This is a genomic window from Streptomyces sp. NPDC058001, assembly GCF_042886315.1.
Classification (GTDB): domain Bacteria; phylum Actinomycetota; class Actinomycetes; order Streptomycetales; family Streptomycetaceae; genus Streptomyces.
Map to the genome: position 1 here is coordinate 425676 of NZ_JBHVQT010000006.1, position 19170 is coordinate 444845.

Here is a 19170-nt window from a genome sequence, read left to right on the forward strand (position 1 = left end):
TGCGGGCACCTCACGCCAGCCGGTGCAGCGCCGCGTCGAGATCGCGCCGTACCTGCCGTGCGTCCGGCGCGACCACGGTGACCAGCACGGCGGGCCCGGCCAGCGGCATGATCGCTCCGTGCTCCCCGAGTATCCCGGCTTCCGGCATGGCCTGCGCGAACTCCGGTCGTACGACGACGAGTTGCCCGACCGCGCGGTGGCCGGCGAGTGCGGCAGGGCCGTCCCAGCCGCCGGGTGCGCCGGGTCCGCAGGCGAGTTCCTGGTCGAGGAGGGTCCGGCCCGCGCTGCGGACGGTGAGCCGGCTGGTGAGGGTGCCGGGGGGTTCTCCGCTGCGGCCGAGTACCTGTTCCTCGCGCAGCACCAGGCGGGCGCCGGGGACGAGTTCGGCGCGGGTGGTGACACGCAGGTCGCTGTCGCGTGCGGAGATGAGCTGTTCGGGCAGCCAGCGCAGCGACGCGTCGTCGCCCACGGTGAGGCGTACGTCGTAACGCGCGGGGTGTTTGGACTGGCCGGGCAGGGCGAGGGTCGCGGCGGCCGATCCGATGTGCAGCCGCGCCCCGTCGCGGACCTCCGTGTCGACGGTGAAGTGGTCGCCGCCGAGGGGTCCGCTCATGGCGCCGACGAGCAGGACACGTGCCTCGGGTCCGGTGGCGCGGGTGCGGCGGACGGCGAGCGGGCCCTCGCCGGTGAGCAGGGGCAGGGCGGTGCCGCCGCGGCCGTCGGGGGCCGCGGTGATCCGGGCGGTGGCGCGGACGCCCGCCGCTGGGGTCACGCCATGGTCCAGTCGGCGAGGCGTCCACGGAGCCACTCGGCGACGGACCGCACACCGTCGTCGGTCCGCAACGACTGGAAGACCACGGGGAGTTCGGCGCGCTGGGCCTTCGCGTCGGCGGCCATGCGCTCCAGATCGGAGCCGACGTACGGCGCGAGGTCGGTCTTGTTGACGACGAGGAGGTCGGCGGTGGTGACGCCGGGGCCGCCCTTGCGGGGGATGTCGTCGCCACCCGCGACATCGATGACGAAGATCTGCGCGTCGACGAGTCCCTTCGAGAAGGTGGCCGTGAGGTTGTCGCCACCGGACTCGACGAGGATCAGATCGAGTGGTCCGATCGCGTCCTCCAGGTCCTCGACGGCTTCGAGGTTGGCGGAGATGTCGTCGCGGATCGCGGTGTGCGGGCAGGCCCCCGTCTCGACGGCGGTGATCCGCTCGGGCGGCAGCACGGCCTCACGGAGCAGGAACTCGGCGTCCTCGCGGGTGTAGATGTCGTTGGTGACGACGGCGAGGGACAGGTCGTCGCGGAGTTCCTTGCAGAGCGCGGCGACGGTCGCGGTCTTCCCGGACCCGACGGGCCCACCGAGCCCGACCCGCAACGCTCGCCGACTGCCGTCACTCCGCAGGGGCGCGGCACTGTGGGTGTGCCGCTGGGGAAAGCTCGTGGTGTCGTGATCGAGATGCATGGCGGGGTGCCTTTCGGGGGCGGGGTGCGGGGTGCGGGGGTGGCTCGGGGGGATTCGGGGCGGGTGGGGTCGTGGGGGAGCGCGGCTCTCAGGACGCGAAGAGGCGTACCGGCCAGGCCGCGTGGGCTTCGGCGGCGATCTCCAGGAGCGGCGCCGACGCGGCGGGCAGCGCGTCGGGGCCCTCCTCGCCTACCCGCAGCGCCGCGTCGACGGCGCTCCGGGCGACCCGGTCCAGTTCGGGCGCGAGCCGGGCGAGTACGCCGGTGGCGTCGAACGGGTCGAGGCTGAGCAGCCGCACGGTCGCGGTCGCGGGCCCGCTGACGCTCTCGTACAGGGCGCAGTACGCGGCGTCCTCGGGCCCGAGTCCGGCCGCGCGGGCGGTGAGACCGAGCACGACGGGTTGATGGGCGCCGCGCGGGCGGGCCGTGGCCAGCGCGTCGAGTTCCGGGTGCGGCCAGGTCGCGCGGGCGGTCCGGATGAGCTGGCGGCCGAGCCGGCGGGCGGCGTTACGCAGGGCGGGTGACGGGGTGCGGGCGTCGGCTGCCTCGTCGAGGACGAGCGGGTCGGTGCCGAGCGCCGCGGCGGCGGCGAGCGCGGCGGACACCAGCCCCGTGGTGTGCAGCCGCCCCCGGCAGAACTCCCCCAGGCTGGGCCCGTCGGTGACGCGTCCGGCGGCGACGGCCGCTTCGGCGCCGCCGGAGTGGGCGTGCCCACCGGCGGGGAAGCGGCCGTCGGCCAGGACGAGCAGTGCGGCGCGGGACATCAGAACAGGAAGTAGCGCTGGGCCAGGGGCAGTTCACTCGCCGGAGCGGGTTCGACCAGCTCTCCGTCGATGGTGACGGCGAAGCTGTCGGGAGCCACCTCGACCCGGGGCAGCGCGTCGTTCTGCCGCATGTCCGCCTTGGTCAGTCCGCGGGTCGAGGTGATCGGCACGAACCGGCGGGAGAGGCCGAGGCGTTCGGGCAGTCCGTCGTCAAGTGCGGCCTGGGCGACGAAGTTGAGCGAGTTCGCGGCCGGGGCGCGGCCGTGTCCGCCGAACATCCGGCGCGGCAGCACGGGTTGCGGGGTCGGGATGGACGCGTTGGCGTCGCCCATCTGCGCGTACGCGATCTGTCCGCCCTTGATGACGACCTGTGGTTTGACTCCGAAGAACGCGGGGTTCCAGAGGACGAGGTCGGCGAGTTTGCCGGACTCGACGGAGCCGATCTCGCGGTCCAGGCCCTGCGCGACGGCCGGGTTGATGGTGTATTTGGCGACATAGCGACGGGCCCGGTGGTTGTCGGCGCGGGTGTCGCCGGGCAGCGCGCCCCGGCGCCGTTTCATGACGTGCGCGGTCTGCCAGGTACGCATGACGATCTCGCCGATACGGCCCATGGCCTGCGAGTCCGACGACATCATCGAGATGGCGCCCAGATCGTGCAGGACGTCCTCGGCGGCGATCGTCGTGGGCCGGATCCGGGACTCGGCGAAGGCGAGGTCCTCGGGCACCGCCGCGTTGAGGTGGTGGCAGACCATCAGCATGTCGAGGTGTTCCTCGACGGTGTTGACGGTGTGCGGGCGGGTCGGGTTGGTGGAGCTGGGCAGCATATGGGGCAGCGACACCGCGGTGATCATGTCGGGTGCGTGACCGCCGCCCGCGCCCTCGACATGGAAGGCGTGCAGGGTCCGCCCCGCGACGGCGGCGAAGGTGTCGCCGACGAATCCCGCCTCGTTGAGGGTGTCCGAGTGGACGGCGAGCTGGGCGCCGGTGTCCTCGCAGACGCCGAGACAGGCGTCGATGACGGCGGGGGTCGCGCCCCAGTCCTCGTGGATCTTGAACCCGAGTACGCCGGCCCGGAGTTGGGCGTGCATCGACTCGGTGGACATGGTGTTGCCCTTGCCGAGGAAGCCGATGTTGACGGGGCTGGACTCCATCGCCTCGAACATCCGGGCGAGGTGCCAGGAGCCGGGCGTGATGGTGGTGGCCTTGGTGCCTTCGGCGGGTCCGGTGCCGCCGCCGACGAGGGTGGTGACGCCCGACGCGAGGGCTTCGTCGACGAGGGTCGGCGAGATGAAGTGGACGTGGGTGTCGACGGCTCCGGCGGTGACGATCTTGCCGTTGCCCGCGATGACCTCGGTCTCGGGTCCGATGACCAGGTCGGGGTGCACACCGTCCATGGTGTCCGGGTTGCCGGACTTGCCGATGCCGGTGATCCGGCCGTCCCGGATACCGATGTCGGCCTTGACGATGCCCCAGTGGTCGATGATCACGGCACCGGTGATGACGGTGTCGGGGGCGCCCTGGGCCCGGGATGTGCGGGCCTGGCCCATCGACTCGCGGATGACCTTGCCGCCGCCGAACACGGACTCGTCGCCGGAGCGTCCGGGGCCGCCGGAGCGGTCCTCCTCGATCTCGACCAGCAGATCGGTGTCGGCGAGCCGGATACGGTCGCCGGTGGTGGGGCCGAACAGGTCCGCGTACGCGGCACGGGACAGCTCAGGCATCGAGGGCACCTCCGGTCTCGCCACGCAGGCCCGGCACGATACGCAGACCGGCCAGGGGGACGAGTTCGACATCGACGGGGATACCGGGTTCGAAGCGGACGGCGGTCCCGGCGGCGATGTTGAGCCGCTTGCCGTGGGCGCTGTGCCGGTCGAAGGCGAGTCCGGGGTTGGCCTCGGCGAAGTGGTAGTGGGAGCCGACCTGGACGGGCCGGTCGGCGGCGTTGAGCACGCTGAGGCGGGTGACCTCGCGGCCCTCGTTGACGACGACGGGCTCGTCCGCGAACAGGAACTCTCCGGGAATCACGCGGCGGCCCCCCGTCAGACGATCGGGTCGTGGACGGTGACGAGTTTGGTGCCGTCCGGGAAGGTGGCCTCCACCTGGACGTCGTGGATCATCTCGGGGATGCCGTCCATGACGTCGTCGCGGGTGAGGACCTTACGGCCGGACGCCATGAGTTCGGCGACGGTCCGGCCGTCGCGGGCGCCTTCGAGCACATGCGAGGTGATCAGCGCGACGGCCTCGGGGTGGTTGAGCTTCACGCCGCGGGCCCGGCGTTTCTCGGCCACGTCCGCGGCCACATGGATGAGCAGTCTCTCCTGCTCGTGCGGGGTCAGTTGCACGGCTCCACCTCACGATCCTCGCTCCGGACCGTGCGGGGTCCGGTCGCCGCGGCCACCGCGACGGTCGGGATGTCAGGGGCGGACAGGGCCGTCACGGACACACCGACGCGCGTGATCGATCACGCGCTTCGCCTACGAAATCCCAGGTGGCACAGGTACGCACGCTAGTTCAGCGGAGTTTCGGGGACGTTAACCAATCCTTGACCGACCCATGACCGCCGTCACCGGGATTCCCCTCCGGCGGCCCCTGAGTCCTCCGGGGCGCACGGTCTCGCGTTTTCGGAGCGGCGCGGGGGCTACCTCGCCTCGGGGCCCCGGTGTTCGGCCGTGATGCCGAAGCGCTGACGCTCGGCCGCCGGTGACGACAGGGCCCGCAGCGTGGACACCGAGCTGACGACCTGCTCGTCCGCGGGTTCCTCGGACTCCTCCAGGCGCTCCAGATCGGCCGCCGACACCAGGGCCACCAGGGGCTTCCCATGGCGGGTGACGACGACGCGTTCACCGCCGTACACGACACGGTTGATCAGATCCGCGAGTTCGGCTCGGGCCTGCGTCACCGGAATCTCGTAAGCCATGGTCCCCAGCTTAGACGGACCCCGCGGCAACCGGCCGGTCCCACGGTGGCGGTGGCTCGCGACCCGGATTCACCCTCAGCGAACGGCGTTACGGCTCTGAGCTGCGGTTTTCCTGGTCGTACGGGCGCGCGGGGCCCTTATCGATCCTCCTCCCGGTACGTACGTCCTGTACATTTTTTACAGAGCCCGTTCCGAGGAGGCGACCACCATGAACCGCCCGTCCCGTCCGTTCCGCCCGACCCATGAGCCGGCGGACGCCCGCCATGTGCTGCCCGAGTTCACGGAGCGCACGACCGCGGGGCAGCGCACGCTGGACCCGTACGCGAAGCTTCTTGAGGAGCGGATCGTCTTTCTGGGCACGCCGGTCGACGACACCTCGGCGAACGACGTCATGGCGCAGTTCATGTACCTCGAATATCTGGCGCCCGACCGCGACATCTCGCTGTACATCAACTCCCCCGGCGGCTCGTTCAGTTCAATGACGGCGATCTACGACACGATGCGGTACGTCACCTGTGACGTGGAGACGGTCTGTCTGGGGCAGGCCGCGTCGGCGGCGGCCGTGCTGCTGGCCGCCGGGACACCGGGCAAGCGGTCCGCGCTGCCGGGTTCCCGGGTGCTGATCCATCAGCCGTCGTTGCGGGAGCCGATCGAGGGGCAGGCCGACGACCTGGCGATCCAGGCGCGTGAACTGCTGCGCACCCGTGACCAGCTGACCGAGATGCTCGTCCGGCACACCGGGCAGAGCCCCGAGCGGGTCCACGCCGACATCGACCGGGACAAGATCCTCGACGCGCCGGCGGCCGTCGAGTACGGCCTGATCGACCGGGTCGTCCCGAGCCGCAAGACCTCGCGCACGGCACCGCACGGGAGGTGACGCGCCGATGCTGCCACCGGAACTGCCGCCGCTGCCCGCGCTGACCCGGGCCGAGGGCGAACTGATCGACCGTTATCTGGAGGTCGTCGATCTGCTGGGCCGGATCAATCCGGCGCGGGGCGGCGACACGTACCGCGGGCTGCGTGCCGCGCAGGCCCTCGTCGGCAGGGCGGCGGAACTGCGGGACGCCCTGGCCCTGATGCATCAGCGGGGCGAGAGCGAGGTGCACAGCGAGACGCTGACCCGGGCGCTGCGCACCCTCGACGGCGAGCGCCGCGCGGCCCGCGTGGGGATACCGAGGGTGCCCACCGGACAGGAGTGAGCGCGGCGACGGTGACACAGCGTCCGGAACGCGGCACAAACGGGCCGAAAGAGGTACCACCGAACGACTTATTAAGTGGTCGTCACGGCGATGACCTGAGTTGCGCGACTCGGCCACCCCGGCACCCGAAAAATGCGTTCCGCCGCTGGTACGGCGATCGTCAGGTGTCTCCCCGCGTGTTCGAAAAGGTGTCTGTCCACCCGAACGGATCAGCGGTGAGGAGGCTCACAAAGTACCGGTGACTCTCGGTTTTCACGACATTCATGCGTGAAGATCCGTTCGACGACAAGCCCCCGCCATCGGCGGCGGGGCGGTCCGGGCGGACGCCGAGTCCTGCCGCCGTCCGGATGCCGGGTCGACAGAAGTGGATCGGCAGGAGTGGAGGACCCAGGCACGACGGGCCACCGGAGAGATCCGGACCGGCCCTTGGGGTGAAGCCGCGTCAGCGGCAGGGCATCTTCGCCTGCCCTAACCCGACAGGTCATCCTTCACAGGCGGCTGACGAAGGGTTACCCATGACCGCGCTCAATCGTGTTCCGTCGCTGCTGACCCGGGCCGGTACCGCATCGGCCCTGACGCTCGCCGCCGTCGGCGGTGGCATCGTGGTTCCCGGTGCCGCGTCCGACGCCGCCGCGGCGGCGACGACGGGAACCAGGGCACTCCAGGTGGCCGCCTCCAAGAAGGGCGCCCCGTACCAGTGGGGCGCGACCGGGCCGCGCCGGTTCGACTGCTCCGGGCTGACGCTCTACTCGTTCAAGCGCGCGGGCAAGACGCTCCCGCGCACGGCCGCGGCGCAGTACAACCAGACGCGCCATGTGTCGGCGGACAACCGCCGCTCCGGAGACCTGGTGTTCTTCCACTCGGGCCAGTACGTCTACCACGTCGGCATCTATGCCGGTAAGGGACGTATCTGGCACTCGCCCAAGACAGGGGACGTGGTGCGCCTCCAGAAGATCTGGACCCAGAGCGTCTGGTACGGCCGGGTGGTCTGACCCGCGCGGTCCGGGTGGCGGGACGGATCGCGACCGCCCCGCCACCGCCGCGCAGGCCGCCCGACCGCGCGCACGTCACCCCCTGACGGCGTGTCACCCGGCACGGTGTGCTCAAGACACGCACCGGTATCTCTTCCGGCGGCGCGCGAAGCCGGAGATCGTCCGGGTCTCCTCGCGGCTCGCCGAGTACGGGCTCGGCGTGCTGGGGCTCGCGCTGACCGGCTCCGTGCTGCTCGTGGTGGATGTCGCGCTCGGGCGGGTCGGCGGGGTGATCGCGGGCGTCAGCACACTGACCGCGTGTGCGGCGCTGTGGGTGGTCCTGCCGGGGCCCCCGTCGGACCCCCGAACCGGGTGACGGGAACGATTCGGCACCCGCGATCCGGGCCCGGCACGGCCTCCGGCGTCAACTCTGGACGGGCACCGTCCACGGCAGGGCGATCCACACCGTCTTGCCGCCCTCGGGCGTGGGGCTGACGGACAGTCGGCCGCCGCACTCCGCGGTGAGCCAGCGGATGATCACCATGCCCCGGCCGTTGTCCTGCTGGACGGCGGCGGGCAGCCGCTTGGGGTAGCGGGGGTGACTGTCGGTGACACCGATCCGCAACTGTTCGTCGCGTTCGAGGGCGATGTCGACGGTGAACGTGGGCGACTGGCCCAGGGTGTGCTGGACGGCGTTGGTGGCGAGTTCCGACACGATGAGCCGGACCGTGTCGTGCGCCTCGGCGTCGCCCGGCAGGCCCCATCCGGCGAGGACGTCGCTCACGTACTTCCGGGCCGTGGAGACCGATGCGGGATCGCTCGGCAGCGTCACGGATGCTTCCTGGTGGTCGGCCATGGCGACGTCGTCCCTTTCCCACCGGGACCGGACTCCGACACGAGGCGGATGGTTCGAGGGCGGTCCCGGACTGGTGCTGCGCGTCAGCCTGCCATCTTTGCGCCGGTCACGCGTGGCGATCCACCAGGATGTGCATATATCTGTCGCTCGAAGCGGTGAACTCTGCTACGACCGACCGGATTTGGCACCGGCCGTCACCCGCATTTGCCACCCGCCCCCACCCGTCCTCTACCGTCTGGCGGTGAACTCGTCCGCGGCCGGGAGGAGACGGCCATGCACTACGGTCCCGCGGTGCGCCGCCGCAAGCTCGGCGCCGAGTTGCGCACGCTGCGCGACGGCGCCGGACTCACCAGTGGCCAGGCCGCGCGTCTGGTGGGCTGGCACCAGTCCAAGGTGAGCCGTATCGAGACGGCGCGCAGCGGTGTGACGCCGGCGGATGTGCGCCTGCTGCTCGATGCCTACCGGGTCGAGGACCCGGGCCGGCGTGAGCTGCTGGTCGCGCTCGCCGGGGACGGCGACGACGGCGGCAGCCGCTGGTGGAACGCCTACCGGGCGCTGCTGTCGCCCGCGTACCGGGACTTCATCTGCCTGGAGGCGCAGGCCAACCGGATGCGGACGATGGAGACGTCGGTGGTGCCGGGGCTGTTCCAGACCCCGGACTACGCGCGGGCGGTGACCCGGTCGGCGGTCCGGGATGTACCGGACCGGCAGATCGACGAGTTGGTCGATGTGCGCCTGGCGCGGCAGGACGTGCTGCGGGCGGATCCGCCGCCGGAGCTGAGCGTGGTGGTCGACGAGGCGGTGCTGCGACGGCCGGTCGGGGGCCCGTCGGTGATGGAGCGTCAGCTGGAGCGCCTGGTCGAGTCGGCGGAGCTGCCCCATGTGCGGCTCCAGGTGGTGCCGTTCGCCACCGGGGAGCACATCGGACTCACCGGTCCTTTCGTTGTGTTCTCATTTCCGGCCATTGCTGATCTGGACGTGGTCGTTCTTGACCATTTGACGCATAGCGTTTACCTGGAGCGGAAAGAAGACCTCAAGGCGTACGTCGATGCCTTCACCTCCCTGCAGAGCCACGCCCTTTCCCCAGAGGACTCGTTGGACTTCATCGCCGGAATCCGTCACGGCGCATAAGGAGGCACCATGTCTGCACTGCCTCGTCCCACCCTGCCCGTTCCGAGGAGCACGTCCCTGAGCGGCGCCCGCTGGCGCCGCAGCAGCCGTAGCACGGGAATGAACAACTGTGTGGAGACGGCCGAGCCGGTGGCCGGCCGCGCGGCGGGCCTGCTCGCCGTCCGCGACTCGAAGAACCCGCAGGGACCGGCCCTGCTCTTCACCCCGGCCGCCTGGAGCACCTTCGTCGGCACCCTCGCGTAAAGCGCCCGGCGCACTGCCCGGTGCACCGCCCGCACCCGGCGGTTATCGGGGCGCGGTGTCCACGATCACCCGTACGGCGTCGCCGATCTGCCGGTCGGTGAGATCCGCGCGGGCGGTCAGCCGCAGCCGCGAGACACCGTCGGGTACGGACGGCGGCCGGAAGCAGCCCACGACCAGTCCCGCCGCGCGGCAGTCGGCGGCCCAGCGCACGGCCTGCTCGGGCGAGGGCGCGCGCACGGAGACCACGGCGGCGTCCGGCCGTACCGCCTCAAGTCCCGCCGCGGTGAGCCGGTCGTGCAGCCCGGCGGCGACCTCGCGTGCCCGGTCGGCGCGGTGCGGCTCACGGCGCAGCAGCCGCAGTGCCGCGAGCGCGGCGCCCGCGGCGGCCGGGGCGAGCCCGGTGTCGAAGATGAGGGTGCGGGCCGCGTTGACGAGATGGTCGATCACCCGGGCCGGGCCGAGCACCGCGCCGCCCTGGCTGCCCAGCGACTTCGACAGGGTCACGGTGACGACGACGTCGTCGGCCCCGGAGAGACCCGCCGCGTGGGGGGCGCCCCGGCCACCCGTACCGAGGACGCCGAGTCCGTGCGCGTCGTCAAGGAGCAGTCCGGCGCCGTTCCTGCGGCAGACGGCGGCGAGTTCGGTGAGCGGGGCCGCGTCGCCGTCGACCGAGAACACCGAGTCGGACACCACCACCGCGTCACCCGTCCGGGTGGCGAGGGCCTTGTGCACGGCGTCGGGGTCGGCGTGCGGGACGACCTGGGTGGTCCCGCGCGCGAGCCGGCAGCCGTCGATCAGCGAGGCGTGGTTGCCCGCGTCCGACACGATCAGCGAGCCGTGCGGGGCGAGTGTGGTGACGGCGGCGAGGTTGGCCGCGTAGCCGGAGGACAGGACGAGGGCCGCCTCGAAGCCACAGAACGCGGCGAGTTCGGCTTCGAGTTCCGCGTGCAGCGCGGTGGATCCGGTGACCAGGCGTGAGCCGGTCGATCCCGCGCCCCAGCGGTGGGCGGCGTCCGCGGCCCCGGCGACGACCTCGGGATGGCGGGTCAGACCGAGGTAGTCGTTGCTCGCGAGGTCCAGGAGCGGGGAGTCGGCCGGGCGCGGGCGCAGGGTGCGGACGAGTCCGGCCGCGCGGCGCCGGGCGGCCTGTGCGTCGATCCAGTCGAACGGCGTTGCCGCCATGCGCGCCTCCGGCGTGTGCGGATCCGGACGGTCACGGGCACCGGCGGGCCGGGCGGTGGGCAGGCGGGATCCAGGGGTGGTTTTGTAGGCAGTGCACAGACCCTAGCGGTCACGCGGCCCACCCAGGATGTGGCAATACCCACACCTTGAACGGGCAGTGTTGTCCGATGTCTCCCTAGCCGGACGGCGTGGCGTACGTCAAGATCTGCGTCATGGACCTGTTGAACACGCTGGTGGACAAGGGGCTTCGGCGTGAGCTGCCGACCCGCGACGAGGCGCTGGCCGTGCTGGCGACGTCCGACGACGACGTGCTCGATGTGGTGGCCGCGGCCGGGAAGGTGCGCCGGCACTGGTTCGGGCGGCGGGTGAAACTCAACTATCTGGTGAACCTCAAGTCCGGGCTCTGCCCCGAGGACTGCTCGTACTGCTCCCAGCGCCTCGGTTCCACGGCGGGGATCCTCAAGTACACCTGGCTGAAGCCCGACGAGGCGTCCCAGGCCGCGGCGGCCGGGCTCGCGGGTGGCGCGAAGCGGGTCTGTCTGGTGGCGAGCGGGCGGGGTCCCACGGACCGGGACGTGGACCGGGTCTCGGACACCATCAAGGCGATCAAGGACCAGAACGAGGGCGTCGAGGTGTGCGCCTGCCTCGGGCTGCTCTCCGACGGCCAGGCCGACCGGCTGCGGGACGCGGGCGCCGACGCGTACAACCACAACCTCAACACGTCCGAGGCGACGTACGGGGACATCACGACCACGCACACCTACGCCGACCGGGTCGACACGGTCCGTAAGGCGCACGCGGCCGGGCTCTCGGCGTGTTCGGGGCTGATCGCGGGCATGGGCGAGAGCGACGAGGACCTGGTCGACGTCGTCTTCTCGCTGCGGGACCTCGACCCGGACTCGGTGCCGGTCAACTTCCTCATCCCCTTCGAGGGCACCCCGCTCGCCAAGGAGTGGAACCTCACCCCGCAGCGCTGTCTGCGGATCCTGGCGATGGTCCGGTTCGTCTGCCCGGACGCGGAGGTCCGGATCGCGGGCGGCCGTGAGGTCCATCTGCGGACGCTCCAGCCGCTGGCGCTGCACCTCGCCAACTCGATCTTCCTCGGCGACTACCTCACCAGTGAGGGCCAGGCGGGCAAGGCGGATCTGGAAATGATCGCGGACGCCGGTTTCGAGGTGGAGGGCGCGGACACCGTCACGTTGCCGGAGCACCGCGCGACGGCGGGCGGCGGCTGCGGCTCCGCCGATGGGGCCGGCAGCGGCTGCGGTACGGGCGACTCCGCACCGGTGTCACCGGAGGTGTCCGAGGCGCGTACGGACCTCGTGGCGGTACGCCGACGGGGCGCCGGAACGGATCTCGCGCCCAATGCGTGACGCCCCGCCGACCCACGATCTACCGACCGGCACCCTGACGACCGGCACGCTGCCCACCGGCACGCTGCCGACCGACGATCTGCTCGCCCTGGACCGCCGCCACGTCTGGCATCCGTACGGTCCGATGCCCGGCCGCCGGGACCCACTCGTCGTCGCGTCGGCGAGCGGGGTCCGGCTGCGGCTCGCGGACGACTCCGAACTGGTCGACGGCATGTCGTCGTGGTGGTCCGCGATCCACGGCTACCGCCACCCCGTCCTGGACGACGCCGTGCGCGACCAGGTGGGCCGGATGAGCCATGTGATGTTCGGCGGTCTCACACACGAGCCCGCGGTACGCCTCGCGAAGCTCCTGGTCGACCTGTCCCCCGACGGTCTGGAGCATGTCTTCCTGTGCGACTCGGGCTCCGTCTCGGTCGAGGTCTCCGTCAAGATGTGCCTCCAGTACTGGCGTTCGCTCGGCCGTCCCGAGAAGCACCGGCTGCTGACCTGGCGCGGCGGCTATCACGGCGACACCTGGCAGCCGATGTCGGTGTGCGACCCGGAGGGCGGCATGCACGAGCTGTGGTCGGGTGACCTGCCCCGCCAGGTGTTCGCGGACGCGCCGCCCGCCGAGTACGACGAGACATACGCGGACGGGCTGCGCGAGCTGATCGAGCGGCACGCGCACGAGCTGGCCGCGGTGATCGTGGAGCCGGTGGTGCAGGGCGCTGGCGGGATGCGGTTCCACTCCCCCGCGTATCTGCGGGTGCTGCGCGAGGCGTGCGACGCGCACGGGGTGCTGCTCGTGTTCGACGAGATCGCGACCGGGTTCGGCCGCACGGGTGAGCTGTTCGCGGCGGAGCACGCGGGGGTCACGCCGGATGTGATGTGCGTGGGCAAGGCGCTGACCGGGGGCTATCTGACGATGGCGGCGACGCTGTGCACCGCGCGCGTGGCGGACGGGATCTCGCGCGGCGAGGTGCCGGTACTCGCGCACGGACCGACGTTCATGGGCAATCCGCTGGCCGCGTCGGTGGCCTGCGCGTCCATCGGGCTGCTCCTGGACCAGGACTGGCGTACCGAGGTCGAACGGATCGGGACGGGGCTGCGCGAGGGCCTGGCACCCGCGGCGGACCTGCCCGGTGTCAAAGACGTCCGGGTGCTGGGGGCGATCGGTGTGGTCCAGCTCGACCACGAGGTGGAAATGGAGCGGGCCACGCGGGCGGCGGTGCGCGAGGGTGTGTGGCTGCGGCCGTTCCGGGATCTCGTCTACACGATGCCGCCCTATGTGACGGGCGACGACGACGTGGCGCGGGTGGCCCGCGCGGTGTGCGCTGCCGCGGCGGAGGGGTGAGGGGCGTATGACGGTGCTGGTGGTGACCGGGACGGGCACCGAGGTCGGCAAGACCGTGACCACGGCGGTGCTCGCCTGCGCGGCGCTGGCCGCCGGGCGTTCCGTGGCGGTGTTGAAGCCCGCGCAGACCGGTGTGACCGGGGACGAGCGGGGTGACGCCGACGAGGTGGTACGGCTGGCCGGCGGGGTGACGGCGGTCGAACTGGCCCGGTTCCCCGACCCGTTGGCCCCGGCCACGGCCGCGCACCGGGCCGGGCTCGCGCCGGTCGGCGCGCGGGAGACGGCCGACGCGGCGGCCAAGCTCGCCGCCGAACACGACCTCGTCCTGGTCGAGGGCGCGGGCGGCCTACTCGTACGGTTCGACGGCGCGGGCTCCACGCTGGCCGACGCGGCACGGATGCTGGGGGCTCCGGTGCTGCTTGTCGCGGCGGCGGGGCTCGGGACGCTCAACACGACCGCGCTGACCGCCGAGGCGCTGCGCGCACGGGAGGTGGATCTGCTCGGTGTGGTCGTCGGGTCCTGGCCGCGTGAGCCGGATCTGGCGGCCCGCTGCAACCTCGCGGATCTGCCGGTGGTCGCAAAAGCGCCGTTGCTCGGGGCGGTGCCCGAGGGTGCGGGGGCGTACGACCCGGCGGTCTTCCGGGCGGCGGCTGCCGGGTGGCTGGCGCCCGCGCTGCACGGAACCTGGGACGTGGCGCGCTTCACCGGGGAGCAGGCGCCGGTCTAGGGTCGGTGGCCCAGCTGTCTTGAGGAGCGTTCCCATGCCGCAGCGGCCGACCGCAGTCCCGAAGGACGCCGTGCACCATCCCTGGTTCGCACGGTTCTACGCCCGGATGAGCGTCGCGTCGGAACCGGCGGTCGGACCCCTCAGGCAGGAGATGCTCGCCGGGCTCTCGGGCCGCGTGATCGAGATCGGCGCGGGGAACGGACTCAACTTCCGGTACTACCCGCCGGCGGTCTCCGAGGTCGTCGCGATCGAACCGGAAGCCATGCTGCGGCAGTTGGCGGTGACGGCGGCGGCGCGTGCCGATGTGCCGGTCGACGTGGTGCCGGGCGCGGCGGAGGCGCTGCCGGTCAAGAGCGAGGCGTTCGACGCGGCGGTGGTGTCCCTGGTGCTGTGCAGTGTGCGGGACGCGCACCGGGCGCTCGGAGAGATCCGGCGCGTGCTGCGCCCAGGCGCCGAGCTGCGCTTCCTTGAGCACGGGCGGGCGTCCGGGCGGGCCATGGCCACGGTGCAGGGCGCCCTGGACCGGACCGTGTGGCCGTTGCTGTTCGGCGGCTGCCATGTGGGGCGCGAGCCGCTGCGGGCGATCTCCGGTGCGGGGTTCGAGATGGGTACGTACCGGCGGCTGCTGCTGCCCGAGCGGGGGCCGCGCCTGCCGACCTCGTACTGCGTGCTCGGCACGGCGCGGCGCCCCTGACGCCGTCAGCGGCTCACAGGCTCCACTGGCGGAGTTCCCGCGCGATGTCGTGCACGGTGGCCTCGCCGCTCTTGACCAGCCGGGCGAGGTCACGCACCTGCTCGGGTGAGGTCACGACCTTGAGGCCGCTCGCGACGAGATACGCATACGCGACGGAGGCCGCGAACAGTGCGTTGGACCGCTCCAACGCGGGTACGTGGAGCAGGAGTTGAAGTAAGGACGCGGCACGGTCGTGCGGCGTCTCGTAGACGGGGATGCCGAATATCTCGGCCTCATGCCGGCCGACGGCCGCCACAAGGGCTCCCCAGTCCGTGACTTGGGGATCTCCTGGTGTCTTCTGTTCGGCGATCATGAGGAGCCAGGCAAGGTCGACGGAGAGATTCAACGGCTCAACGACGACCTTCGCGCTCCGCGCCGAATTCCTCGACGAACACGGACTCGTACTGCTTCATGAAATCGGCCGCCGCCTCCACGAACGTATGCCCCATCTCGCCGGTGTCCTGTCTGACCAGTTCCTCGATGTAGCGGTTGACACTCATCCCGCGGGCCAGTGCGCGTTCCCGCGCGGCTCGGGCGGTGTCCTCCTCCACCCGTACGTTCAGCTGAGTCTTCGCCATACCCCGAAGCTAGCGCCAGAACGCTAGCACTCGCAAGGGGGCGCCGGAGGTGCGGGAAGGGCGCATCGGGGGCGCCCGGTCCAGTGCCCCTTACATCGGTCTCGGGGTACCCGCCTTCTGAGGGATACCCGGTGTGCCGTGCGCCACACTACGCTCGGGCGCGCGTACGAGAGCCGGGCACATCCACGACCGGGAGGCCGCCTTGTCCACACCTGCCGCAGAATCGGCCACCGGGCGCGTGGGGGCCGCCGAGACCGCCGCGCGGGCCCGCGCCCTGACCAAGGCGTACGGCAGCGGCGAGACGAAGGTACTCGCGCTGGACTCCGTCGACGTGGACATCGCACGCGGGCGCTTCACGGCGGTGATGGGCCCGTCCGGTTCCGGCAAGTCCACGCTGATGCACTGCCTCGCCGGGCTCGACACCGTATCGGCGGGTCAGGTCTGGCTCGGGGACACCGAGATCACCGGGTTGCGGGACCGTGAGCTGACGCGGCTGCGCCGGGACCGCGTCGGCTTCATGTTCCAGTCGTTCAACCTGATCCCGACGCTGAACGCGGCCGAGAACATCACGCTCCCGATGGACATCGCGGGCCGCACACCCGACCGCGCGTGGGTCGACCGGGTCATCGGGACGCTCGGGCTCGGCGACCGGCTGAAGCACCGGCCCGCGCAGCTCTCCGGCGGTCAGCAGCAGCGGGTCGCCTGTGCGCGGGCCCTCGCGTCCCGCCCGGAACTGATCTTCGCCGACGAGCCCACCGGAAATCTCGACTCACGCGCCGGACTCGAAGTCCTCGGCTTTCTGCGCGAGGCGGTGGACGAGCTGGGCCAGACGGTCGTCATGGTGACGCACGACCCGGGTGCCGCCGCCCACTCCGACCTGGTGCTCTTCCTCGCCGACGGACGCATCGTGGACGAGATGCCCCGGCCGACGGCGGCAGCGGTCCTGGAGCGGATGCGGTTGTTCTCCGGGAGTCAGCAACCGCCGGAGGGCTCCGGCGGCTCCGGTCCGGCGCGCGGCTGAGGCGGGCCGGAATGCTGAAGGCGACCCTGCGGAGCTTCTTCGCGCACAAGGGGCGGCTCCTACTGTCCGCCCTCGCCGTCCTGCTGTCCGTGGCGTTCGTCGCGGGCAGTCTCATCTTCTCGGACACGGTGACCCGTACCTTCGACCGGCTGTTCGCGTCCACGTCGGCCGATGTGACGGTGAATCCGGAGAAGGACCTGTGGTCGGCGGAGGCATCCGGGATCACCCGGACCGTGCCCGCGAGCCTCGCCGAACGGGTCCGCGCGATCGACGGGGTCGCGGGGGCCCACGCCGAGGCGTCCGTCGAGAACATCACCGTCGTCGACGCGAAGAACGACCCGGTGGGCCCGACGACGGGCGCGCCGACCATCGCGACCGCCTGGAACCCCACCGACCGCAGCCCCGTCAGCCTCACCTCGGGGCACCCACCCAAAGGGCCGACCGAAGCGCTGCTCGACGCCGACACCGCCGACGCCAAGCACCTGGGCATCGGCGACACCCTGACGGTCATCGCGCGGCCCGGCTCCTTCAAGGTCACGATCGTCGGGATCGCCACCTTCCGTACGACCAACCCGGGCGCCGCCCTCCTCTTCCTGGACCCGCCGACCGCGCGGCGGGCACTGCTCGGCGCGGACGACGTCGCCACCGCCATCTCCGTGGCAGCGGCCCCCGGAGTCTCCGACGAGGAACTGAAGCAGCGCGTCGGAGCGGCACTCGGCGACGCCTACCAACTGGAGACCGCCGCCGAGCAGGCCAAGACGTCCGCCGCCGATCTCGGCAGCTTCCTGGCGATCATCAAGTACGTGATGCTCGGATTCGCCGGGATCGCCGTACTGGTGGGCGTGTTCCTGATCGTCAACACCTTCTCCATGCTCATCGCGCAGCGCACCCGTGAGCTGGGCCTGCTGCGCGCCATCGGCGCCGACCGCCGCCAGGTCCGCCGTTCGGTCCTCACCGAGGCGGTCCTGCTCGGTCTGGTCGGCTCGACACTCGGCCTGGCCACGGGCATCGCTCTCGCGTGGGGCCTGATCGGGCTGATGGGCGCCATCGGGATGAACCTGAAGTCCACCGAGATGGTCATCGGCTGGGCAACGCCGGTCGCCTCCTACGCGGTCGGGCTCGGCGTCACCTTCGTCGCCGCGTATCTGCCGGCCCGCCGGGCGGCCCGTGTGTCGCCGATGGCCGCACTGTCGGACGCCGAAGTCACCGGTGTGGGACGGCCGTTGCGGGTGCGGGCGGTCGCGGGGGCCGTCGTCGGAGCACTGGGCGCCGCCGCGCTCGTGGGCTGCGCCACGGCAGACCGGACCGCGACCGCGAGTTCACTGCTGGCGATCGGTGTGGTCCTCACGCTCGTCGCCACGGTGATCGCCGGTCCGCTCCTGGTGCGTCCGGTGATACGGGTGCTCGGTGGCGCGTTCCCCCTCGTGTTCGGCCCGGTCGGTCGGCTGAGCCAGCGCAACGCGCTGCGCAATCCTCGCCGTACGGGGGCGACCGCGGCGGCCCTCATGGTGGGCCTTGCCCTGGTGGGCGGCATGTCGGTGGCGAGCGCGTCCATGACCGAGTCGTTCGACCGGCAGATCGACACGACGCTCGGCGCCGACTTCACCGTGCAGAACGACATGGGGCTGCCGTTCCCGCAGGAGATCACCGAGAAGGTGCGGGCCACCGAGGGCGCGGGCCTGGTCGTCCGTTCCCGTATGACGAAGCTCGCCCTGACCATGCCCGACGGCCGGCGCGTCGAGTCCACGGCGGCGGGCTACGAGCCACGGCTCGACGACGTCAGCCACCTCAAGTACACGCAGGGGAACACCGCTTCCGCGCTCGCGCCCGACCACATCGCCATGGAGCGGGACTTCGCCGAGGAACACGGGCTGACCGTGGGCAGCCGTGTTCCCGTCGAGTTCCCCGGGCTCGTACGCACCGAGCTGACGGTCGGCGCCCTCACCGGCATGAAGGCCCCGCAGGGCCCCGGGATGCGCGGCGGCCTCTTCCTGGGCTTCGGCACGGTGGAGAAGTACGTTCCCGGCGGGCAGGACTCCGCGCTCTTCGTGAACGCCGCGTCCGGCACCGGCGCCGACACCCTGCGCACCCGCCTGGAGACGACCCTCGACCCGTATCCGCAGGTCAAGGTCCGCGATCAGGCCGACTACAAGAAGCTGGTGCGCGACCAGGTCGCCGTCCTGCTCTATCTCGTGTACGCGCTGCTCGGCCTCGCCATCGTCATCGCGGTCCTCGGGGTGGTCAACACCCTGGCCCTGTCGGTCGTCGAACGCACCCGGGAGATCGGGCTGCTGCGCGCGATCGGTCTGGGGCGGCGGCAGTTGCGCCGGATGATCCGTCTGGAGTCGGTGGTGATCGCCGTGTTCGGCGCGGTGCTCGGGCTCGGGCTCGGCCTGGTGTGGGGACTCGCCGTGCAGCGGGTCCTCGCCCTGGAGGGCATGACGGCGCTCGCGATTCCCTGGGGCACGATCGCGGCGGTCGTCATCGGCTCGGTCGTCGTCGGACTCGCCGCCGCACTCCTGCCCGCACTGCGCGCGTCGCGCATGAACGTGCTGGCGGCGATCGCCCACGAATGACCGCACGGACGGCGTGGGGCAGTCGTCACGATGGACCGACCGGACGCTGTGGCTCACGCGCCATCAATGACCGACCGGACGTCGTGGCGCGCTCGCACGTGCCGGGCCA

General features: G+C 71.7%; 22 protein-coding genes, 1 pseudogene and 1 riboswitch. Of the genes and pseudogenes, 12 read left to right on the plus strand and 11 right to left on the minus strand.

The window, feature by feature from the left end:
* Positions 1–10: 10 nt before the first annotated feature.
* From ACFVT5_RS17470 to ACFVT5_RS17500, 7 genes are all read right to left on the minus strand, one after another.
* On the minus strand, positions 11–772 hold the full coding sequence (locus ACFVT5_RS17470; RefSeq protein ID WP_389887744.1) for an urease accessory protein UreD: 762 nt from the start codon (positions 770–772) through the stop codon (positions 11–13).
* Entirely contained in the window at positions 769–1458 is a 690-nt protein-coding gene (ureG, locus tag ACFVT5_RS17475) for an urease accessory protein UreG (protein WP_389887747.1), read from the minus strand. The genes ACFVT5_RS17470 and ureG overlap by 4 nt, the downstream gene beginning before the upstream one ends.
* Before the next feature lie 88 nt (positions 1459–1546).
* The gene (locus ACFVT5_RS17480) at positions 1547–2221 is read right to left on the minus strand and encodes an urease accessory protein UreF (protein WP_389887750.1); all 675 of its coding nucleotides are present in this window, start codon (positions 2219–2221) and stop codon (positions 1547–1549) included.
* Positions 2221–3942: an urease subunit alpha gene (locus tag ACFVT5_RS17485; protein ID WP_389887753.1), complete on the minus strand. Its 1722-nt coding sequence runs from the start codon at positions 3940–3942 to the stop codon at positions 2221–2223. The genes ACFVT5_RS17480 and ACFVT5_RS17485 overlap by 1 nt, the downstream gene beginning before the upstream one ends.
* The gene (locus tag ACFVT5_RS17490) at positions 3935–4246 is read right to left on the minus strand and encodes an urease subunit beta (protein WP_389887756.1); all 312 of its coding nucleotides are present in this window, start codon (positions 4244–4246) and stop codon (positions 3935–3937) included. Before ACFVT5_RS17490 ends, ACFVT5_RS17485 begins: the two co-directional genes overlap by 8 nt.
* 14 nt (positions 4247–4260) lie before the next feature.
* A complete protein-coding gene (locus ACFVT5_RS17495; RefSeq protein WP_389887759.1) occupies positions 4261–4563 on the minus strand; it encodes an urease subunit gamma in 303 nt (100 codons plus the stop codon).
* A 296-nt stretch (positions 4564–4859) separates the two neighbouring features.
* Entirely contained in the window at positions 4860–5138 is a 279-nt protein-coding gene (locus ACFVT5_RS17500) for a type II toxin-antitoxin system Phd/YefM family antitoxin (protein ID WP_389887762.1), read from the minus strand.
* A 208-nt stretch (positions 5139–5346) separates the two neighbouring features.
* On the opposite strand from ACFVT5_RS17500, the gene ACFVT5_RS17505 reads away from it, so the two are divergent.
* From ACFVT5_RS17505 to ACFVT5_RS17520, 4 genes and pseudogenes are all read left to right on the plus strand, one after another.
* Positions 5347–6015 carry an ATP-dependent Clp protease proteolytic subunit gene (locus ACFVT5_RS17505; RefSeq protein ID WP_389887765.1) on the plus strand — a complete coding sequence of 223 codons (669 nt, stop codon included), beginning with the start codon at positions 5347–5349 and terminating at the stop codon, positions 6013–6015.
* Positions 6016–6022: 7 nt separating this feature from the next.
* On the plus strand, positions 6023–6337 hold the full coding sequence (locus ACFVT5_RS17510; protein ID WP_389887768.1) for a hypothetical protein: 315 nt from the start codon (positions 6023–6025) through the stop codon (positions 6335–6337).
* Between the two features lie 338 nt (positions 6338–6675).
* Positions 6676–6849, plus strand: a riboswitch (cyclic di-AMP (ydaO/yuaA leader).
* Positions 6850–6852: 3 nt separating this feature from the next.
* Positions 6853–7329 carry a C40 family peptidase gene (locus ACFVT5_RS17515; RefSeq protein WP_389887771.1) on the plus strand — a complete coding sequence of 159 codons (477 nt, stop codon included), beginning with the start codon at positions 6853–6855 and terminating at the stop codon, positions 7327–7329.
* A 121-nt stretch (positions 7330–7450) separates the two neighbouring features.
* Positions 7451–7684: pseudogene (locus ACFVT5_RS17520) on the plus strand (DUF6328 family protein); the annotation flags it as partial.
* Positions 7685–7732: 48 nt separating this feature from the next.
* On the opposite strand, the gene ACFVT5_RS17525 reads toward ACFVT5_RS17520, so the two are convergent.
* Positions 7733–8164 (minus strand): ATP-binding protein, encoded by a 432-nt coding sequence (locus tag ACFVT5_RS17525; RefSeq protein ID WP_389887774.1) that lies wholly within the window; start codon positions 8162–8164, stop codon positions 7733–7735.
* Between the two features lie 273 nt (positions 8165–8437).
* On the opposite strand from ACFVT5_RS17525, the gene ACFVT5_RS17530 reads away from it, so the two are divergent.
* Positions 8438–9295 (plus strand): helix-turn-helix domain-containing protein, encoded by an 858-nt coding sequence (locus ACFVT5_RS17530; protein WP_389887777.1) that lies wholly within the window; start codon positions 8438–8440, stop codon positions 9293–9295.
* Between the two features lie 9 nt (positions 9296–9304).
* Positions 9305–9538, plus strand: coding sequence for a DUF397 domain-containing protein (locus tag ACFVT5_RS17535; RefSeq protein WP_389887780.1), 234 nt, complete (start codon positions 9305–9307; stop codon positions 9536–9538).
* Positions 9539–9580: 42 nt separating this feature from the next.
* Here the strand turns inward: ACFVT5_RS17535 and ACFVT5_RS17540 are convergent, their stop codons facing one another.
* A complete protein-coding gene (locus ACFVT5_RS17540; RefSeq protein ID WP_389887783.1) occupies positions 9581–10720 on the minus strand; it encodes an 8-amino-7-oxononanoate synthase in 1140 nt (379 codons plus the stop codon).
* Positions 10721–10932: 212 nt separating this feature from the next.
* Here ACFVT5_RS17540 and bioB point away from each other — a divergent pair, with 212 nt between their 5' ends.
* The 4 genes from bioB (at position 10933) to ACFVT5_RS17560 (ending at position 14847) form a co-directional block, all read left to right on the plus strand.
* Positions 10933–12093, plus strand: a complete 1161-nt coding sequence (gene bioB / locus ACFVT5_RS17545; protein WP_389887786.1) for a biotin synthase BioB — start codon at positions 10933–10935, stop codon at positions 12091–12093.
* A 124-nt stretch (positions 12094–12217) separates the two neighbouring features.
* Positions 12218–13426 carry an adenosylmethionine--8-amino-7-oxononanoate transaminase gene (locus ACFVT5_RS17550; protein WP_389888194.1) on the plus strand — a complete coding sequence of 403 codons (1209 nt, stop codon included), beginning with the start codon at positions 12218–12220 and terminating at the stop codon, positions 13424–13426.
* Between the two features lie 7 nt (positions 13427–13433).
* Positions 13434–14153, plus strand: a complete 720-nt coding sequence (gene bioD / locus ACFVT5_RS17555) for a dethiobiotin synthase (RefSeq protein WP_389887789.1) — start codon at positions 13434–13436, stop codon at positions 14151–14153.
* A gap of 34 nt (positions 14154–14187) precedes the next feature.
* Positions 14188–14847 (plus strand): class I SAM-dependent methyltransferase, encoded by a 660-nt coding sequence (locus ACFVT5_RS17560; RefSeq protein WP_389887791.1) that lies wholly within the window; start codon positions 14188–14190, stop codon positions 14845–14847.
* Between the two features lie 13 nt (positions 14848–14860).
* Here ACFVT5_RS17560 and ACFVT5_RS17565 read toward each other — a convergent pair whose 3' ends face one another.
* Positions 14861–15199, minus strand: a complete 339-nt coding sequence (locus ACFVT5_RS17565; protein WP_389888197.1) for a fic family toxin-antitoxin system, toxin component — start codon at positions 15197–15199, stop codon at positions 14861–14863.
* 37 nt (positions 15200–15236) lie between these two features.
* Positions 15237–15464 carry an antitoxin gene (locus ACFVT5_RS17570; protein WP_389887794.1) on the minus strand — a complete coding sequence of 76 codons (228 nt, stop codon included), beginning with the start codon at positions 15462–15464 and terminating at the stop codon, positions 15237–15239.
* Positions 15465–15666: 202 nt separating this feature from the next.
* On the opposite strand from ACFVT5_RS17570, the gene ACFVT5_RS17575 reads away from it, so the two are divergent.
* Positions 15667–16485 carry an ABC transporter ATP-binding protein gene (locus tag ACFVT5_RS17575; protein ID WP_389887797.1) on the plus strand — a complete coding sequence of 273 codons (819 nt, stop codon included), beginning with the start codon at positions 15667–15669 and terminating at the stop codon, positions 16483–16485.
* An 11-nt stretch (positions 16486–16496) separates the two neighbouring features.
* Positions 16497–19061 carry an ABC transporter permease gene (locus tag ACFVT5_RS17580; protein ID WP_389887800.1) on the plus strand — a complete coding sequence of 855 codons (2565 nt, stop codon included), beginning with the start codon at positions 16497–16499 and terminating at the stop codon, positions 19059–19061.
* Positions 19062–19170: the final 109 nt, after the last annotated feature.

Excerpts from the sequence above, each read along its gene's own strand:
- ureG (WP_389887747.1), bottom strand. The coding sequence starts at position 1,458 with ATGCATCTCGATCACGACACCACGAGCTTTCCCCAGCGGCACACCCAC.
- ACFVT5_RS17480 (WP_389887750.1), bottom strand. The coding sequence starts at position 2,221 with ATGTCCCGCGCCGCACTGCTCGTCCTGGCCGACGGCCGCTTCCCCGCC.
- ACFVT5_RS17485 (WP_389887753.1), bottom strand. The coding sequence starts at position 3,942 with ATGCCTGAGCTGTCCCGTGCCGCGTACGCGGACCTGTTCGGCCCCACC.
- ACFVT5_RS17500 (WP_389887762.1), bottom strand. The coding sequence starts at position 5,138 with ATGGCTTACGAGATTCCGGTGACGCAGGCCCGAGCCGAACTCGCGGAT.
- ACFVT5_RS17505 (WP_389887765.1), top strand. The coding sequence starts at position 5,347 with ATGAACCGCCCGTCCCGTCCGTTCCGCCCGACCCATGAGCCGGCGGAC.
- ACFVT5_RS17510 (WP_389887768.1), top strand. The coding sequence starts at position 6,023 with ATGCTGCCACCGGAACTGCCGCCGCTGCCCGCGCTGACCCGGGCCGAG.
- ACFVT5_RS17515 (WP_389887771.1), top strand. The coding sequence starts at position 6,853 with ATGACCGCGCTCAATCGTGTTCCGTCGCTGCTGACCCGGGCCGGTACC.
- ACFVT5_RS17525 (WP_389887774.1), bottom strand. The coding sequence starts at position 8,164 with ATGGCCGACCACCAGGAAGCATCCGTGACGCTGCCGAGCGATCCCGCA.
- ACFVT5_RS17530 (WP_389887777.1), top strand. The coding sequence starts at position 8,438 with ATGCACTACGGTCCCGCGGTGCGCCGCCGCAAGCTCGGCGCCGAGTTG.
- ACFVT5_RS17535 (WP_389887780.1), top strand. The coding sequence starts at position 9,305 with ATGTCTGCACTGCCTCGTCCCACCCTGCCCGTTCCGAGGAGCACGTCC.
- ACFVT5_RS17540 (WP_389887783.1), bottom strand. The coding sequence starts at position 10,720 with ATGGCGGCAACGCCGTTCGACTGGATCGACGCACAGGCCGCCCGGCGC.
- bioB (WP_389887786.1), top strand. The coding sequence starts at position 10,933 with ATGGACCTGTTGAACACGCTGGTGGACAAGGGGCTTCGGCGTGAGCTG.
- ACFVT5_RS17550 (WP_389888194.1), top strand. The coding sequence starts at position 12,218 with ATGCCCGGCCGCCGGGACCCACTCGTCGTCGCGTCGGCGAGCGGGGTC.
- bioD (WP_389887789.1), top strand. The coding sequence starts at position 13,434 with ATGACGGTGCTGGTGGTGACCGGGACGGGCACCGAGGTCGGCAAGACC.
- ACFVT5_RS17560 (WP_389887791.1), top strand. The coding sequence starts at position 14,188 with ATGCCGCAGCGGCCGACCGCAGTCCCGAAGGACGCCGTGCACCATCCC.
- ACFVT5_RS17565 (WP_389888197.1), bottom strand. The coding sequence starts at position 15,199 with ATGATCGCCGAACAGAAGACACCAGGAGATCCCCAAGTCACGGACTGG.
- ACFVT5_RS17570 (WP_389887794.1), bottom strand. The coding sequence starts at position 15,464 with ATGGCGAAGACTCAGCTGAACGTACGGGTGGAGGAGGACACCGCCCGA.
- ACFVT5_RS17580 (WP_389887800.1), top strand. The coding sequence starts at position 16,497 with ATGCTGAAGGCGACCCTGCGGAGCTTCTTCGCGCACAAGGGGCGGCTC.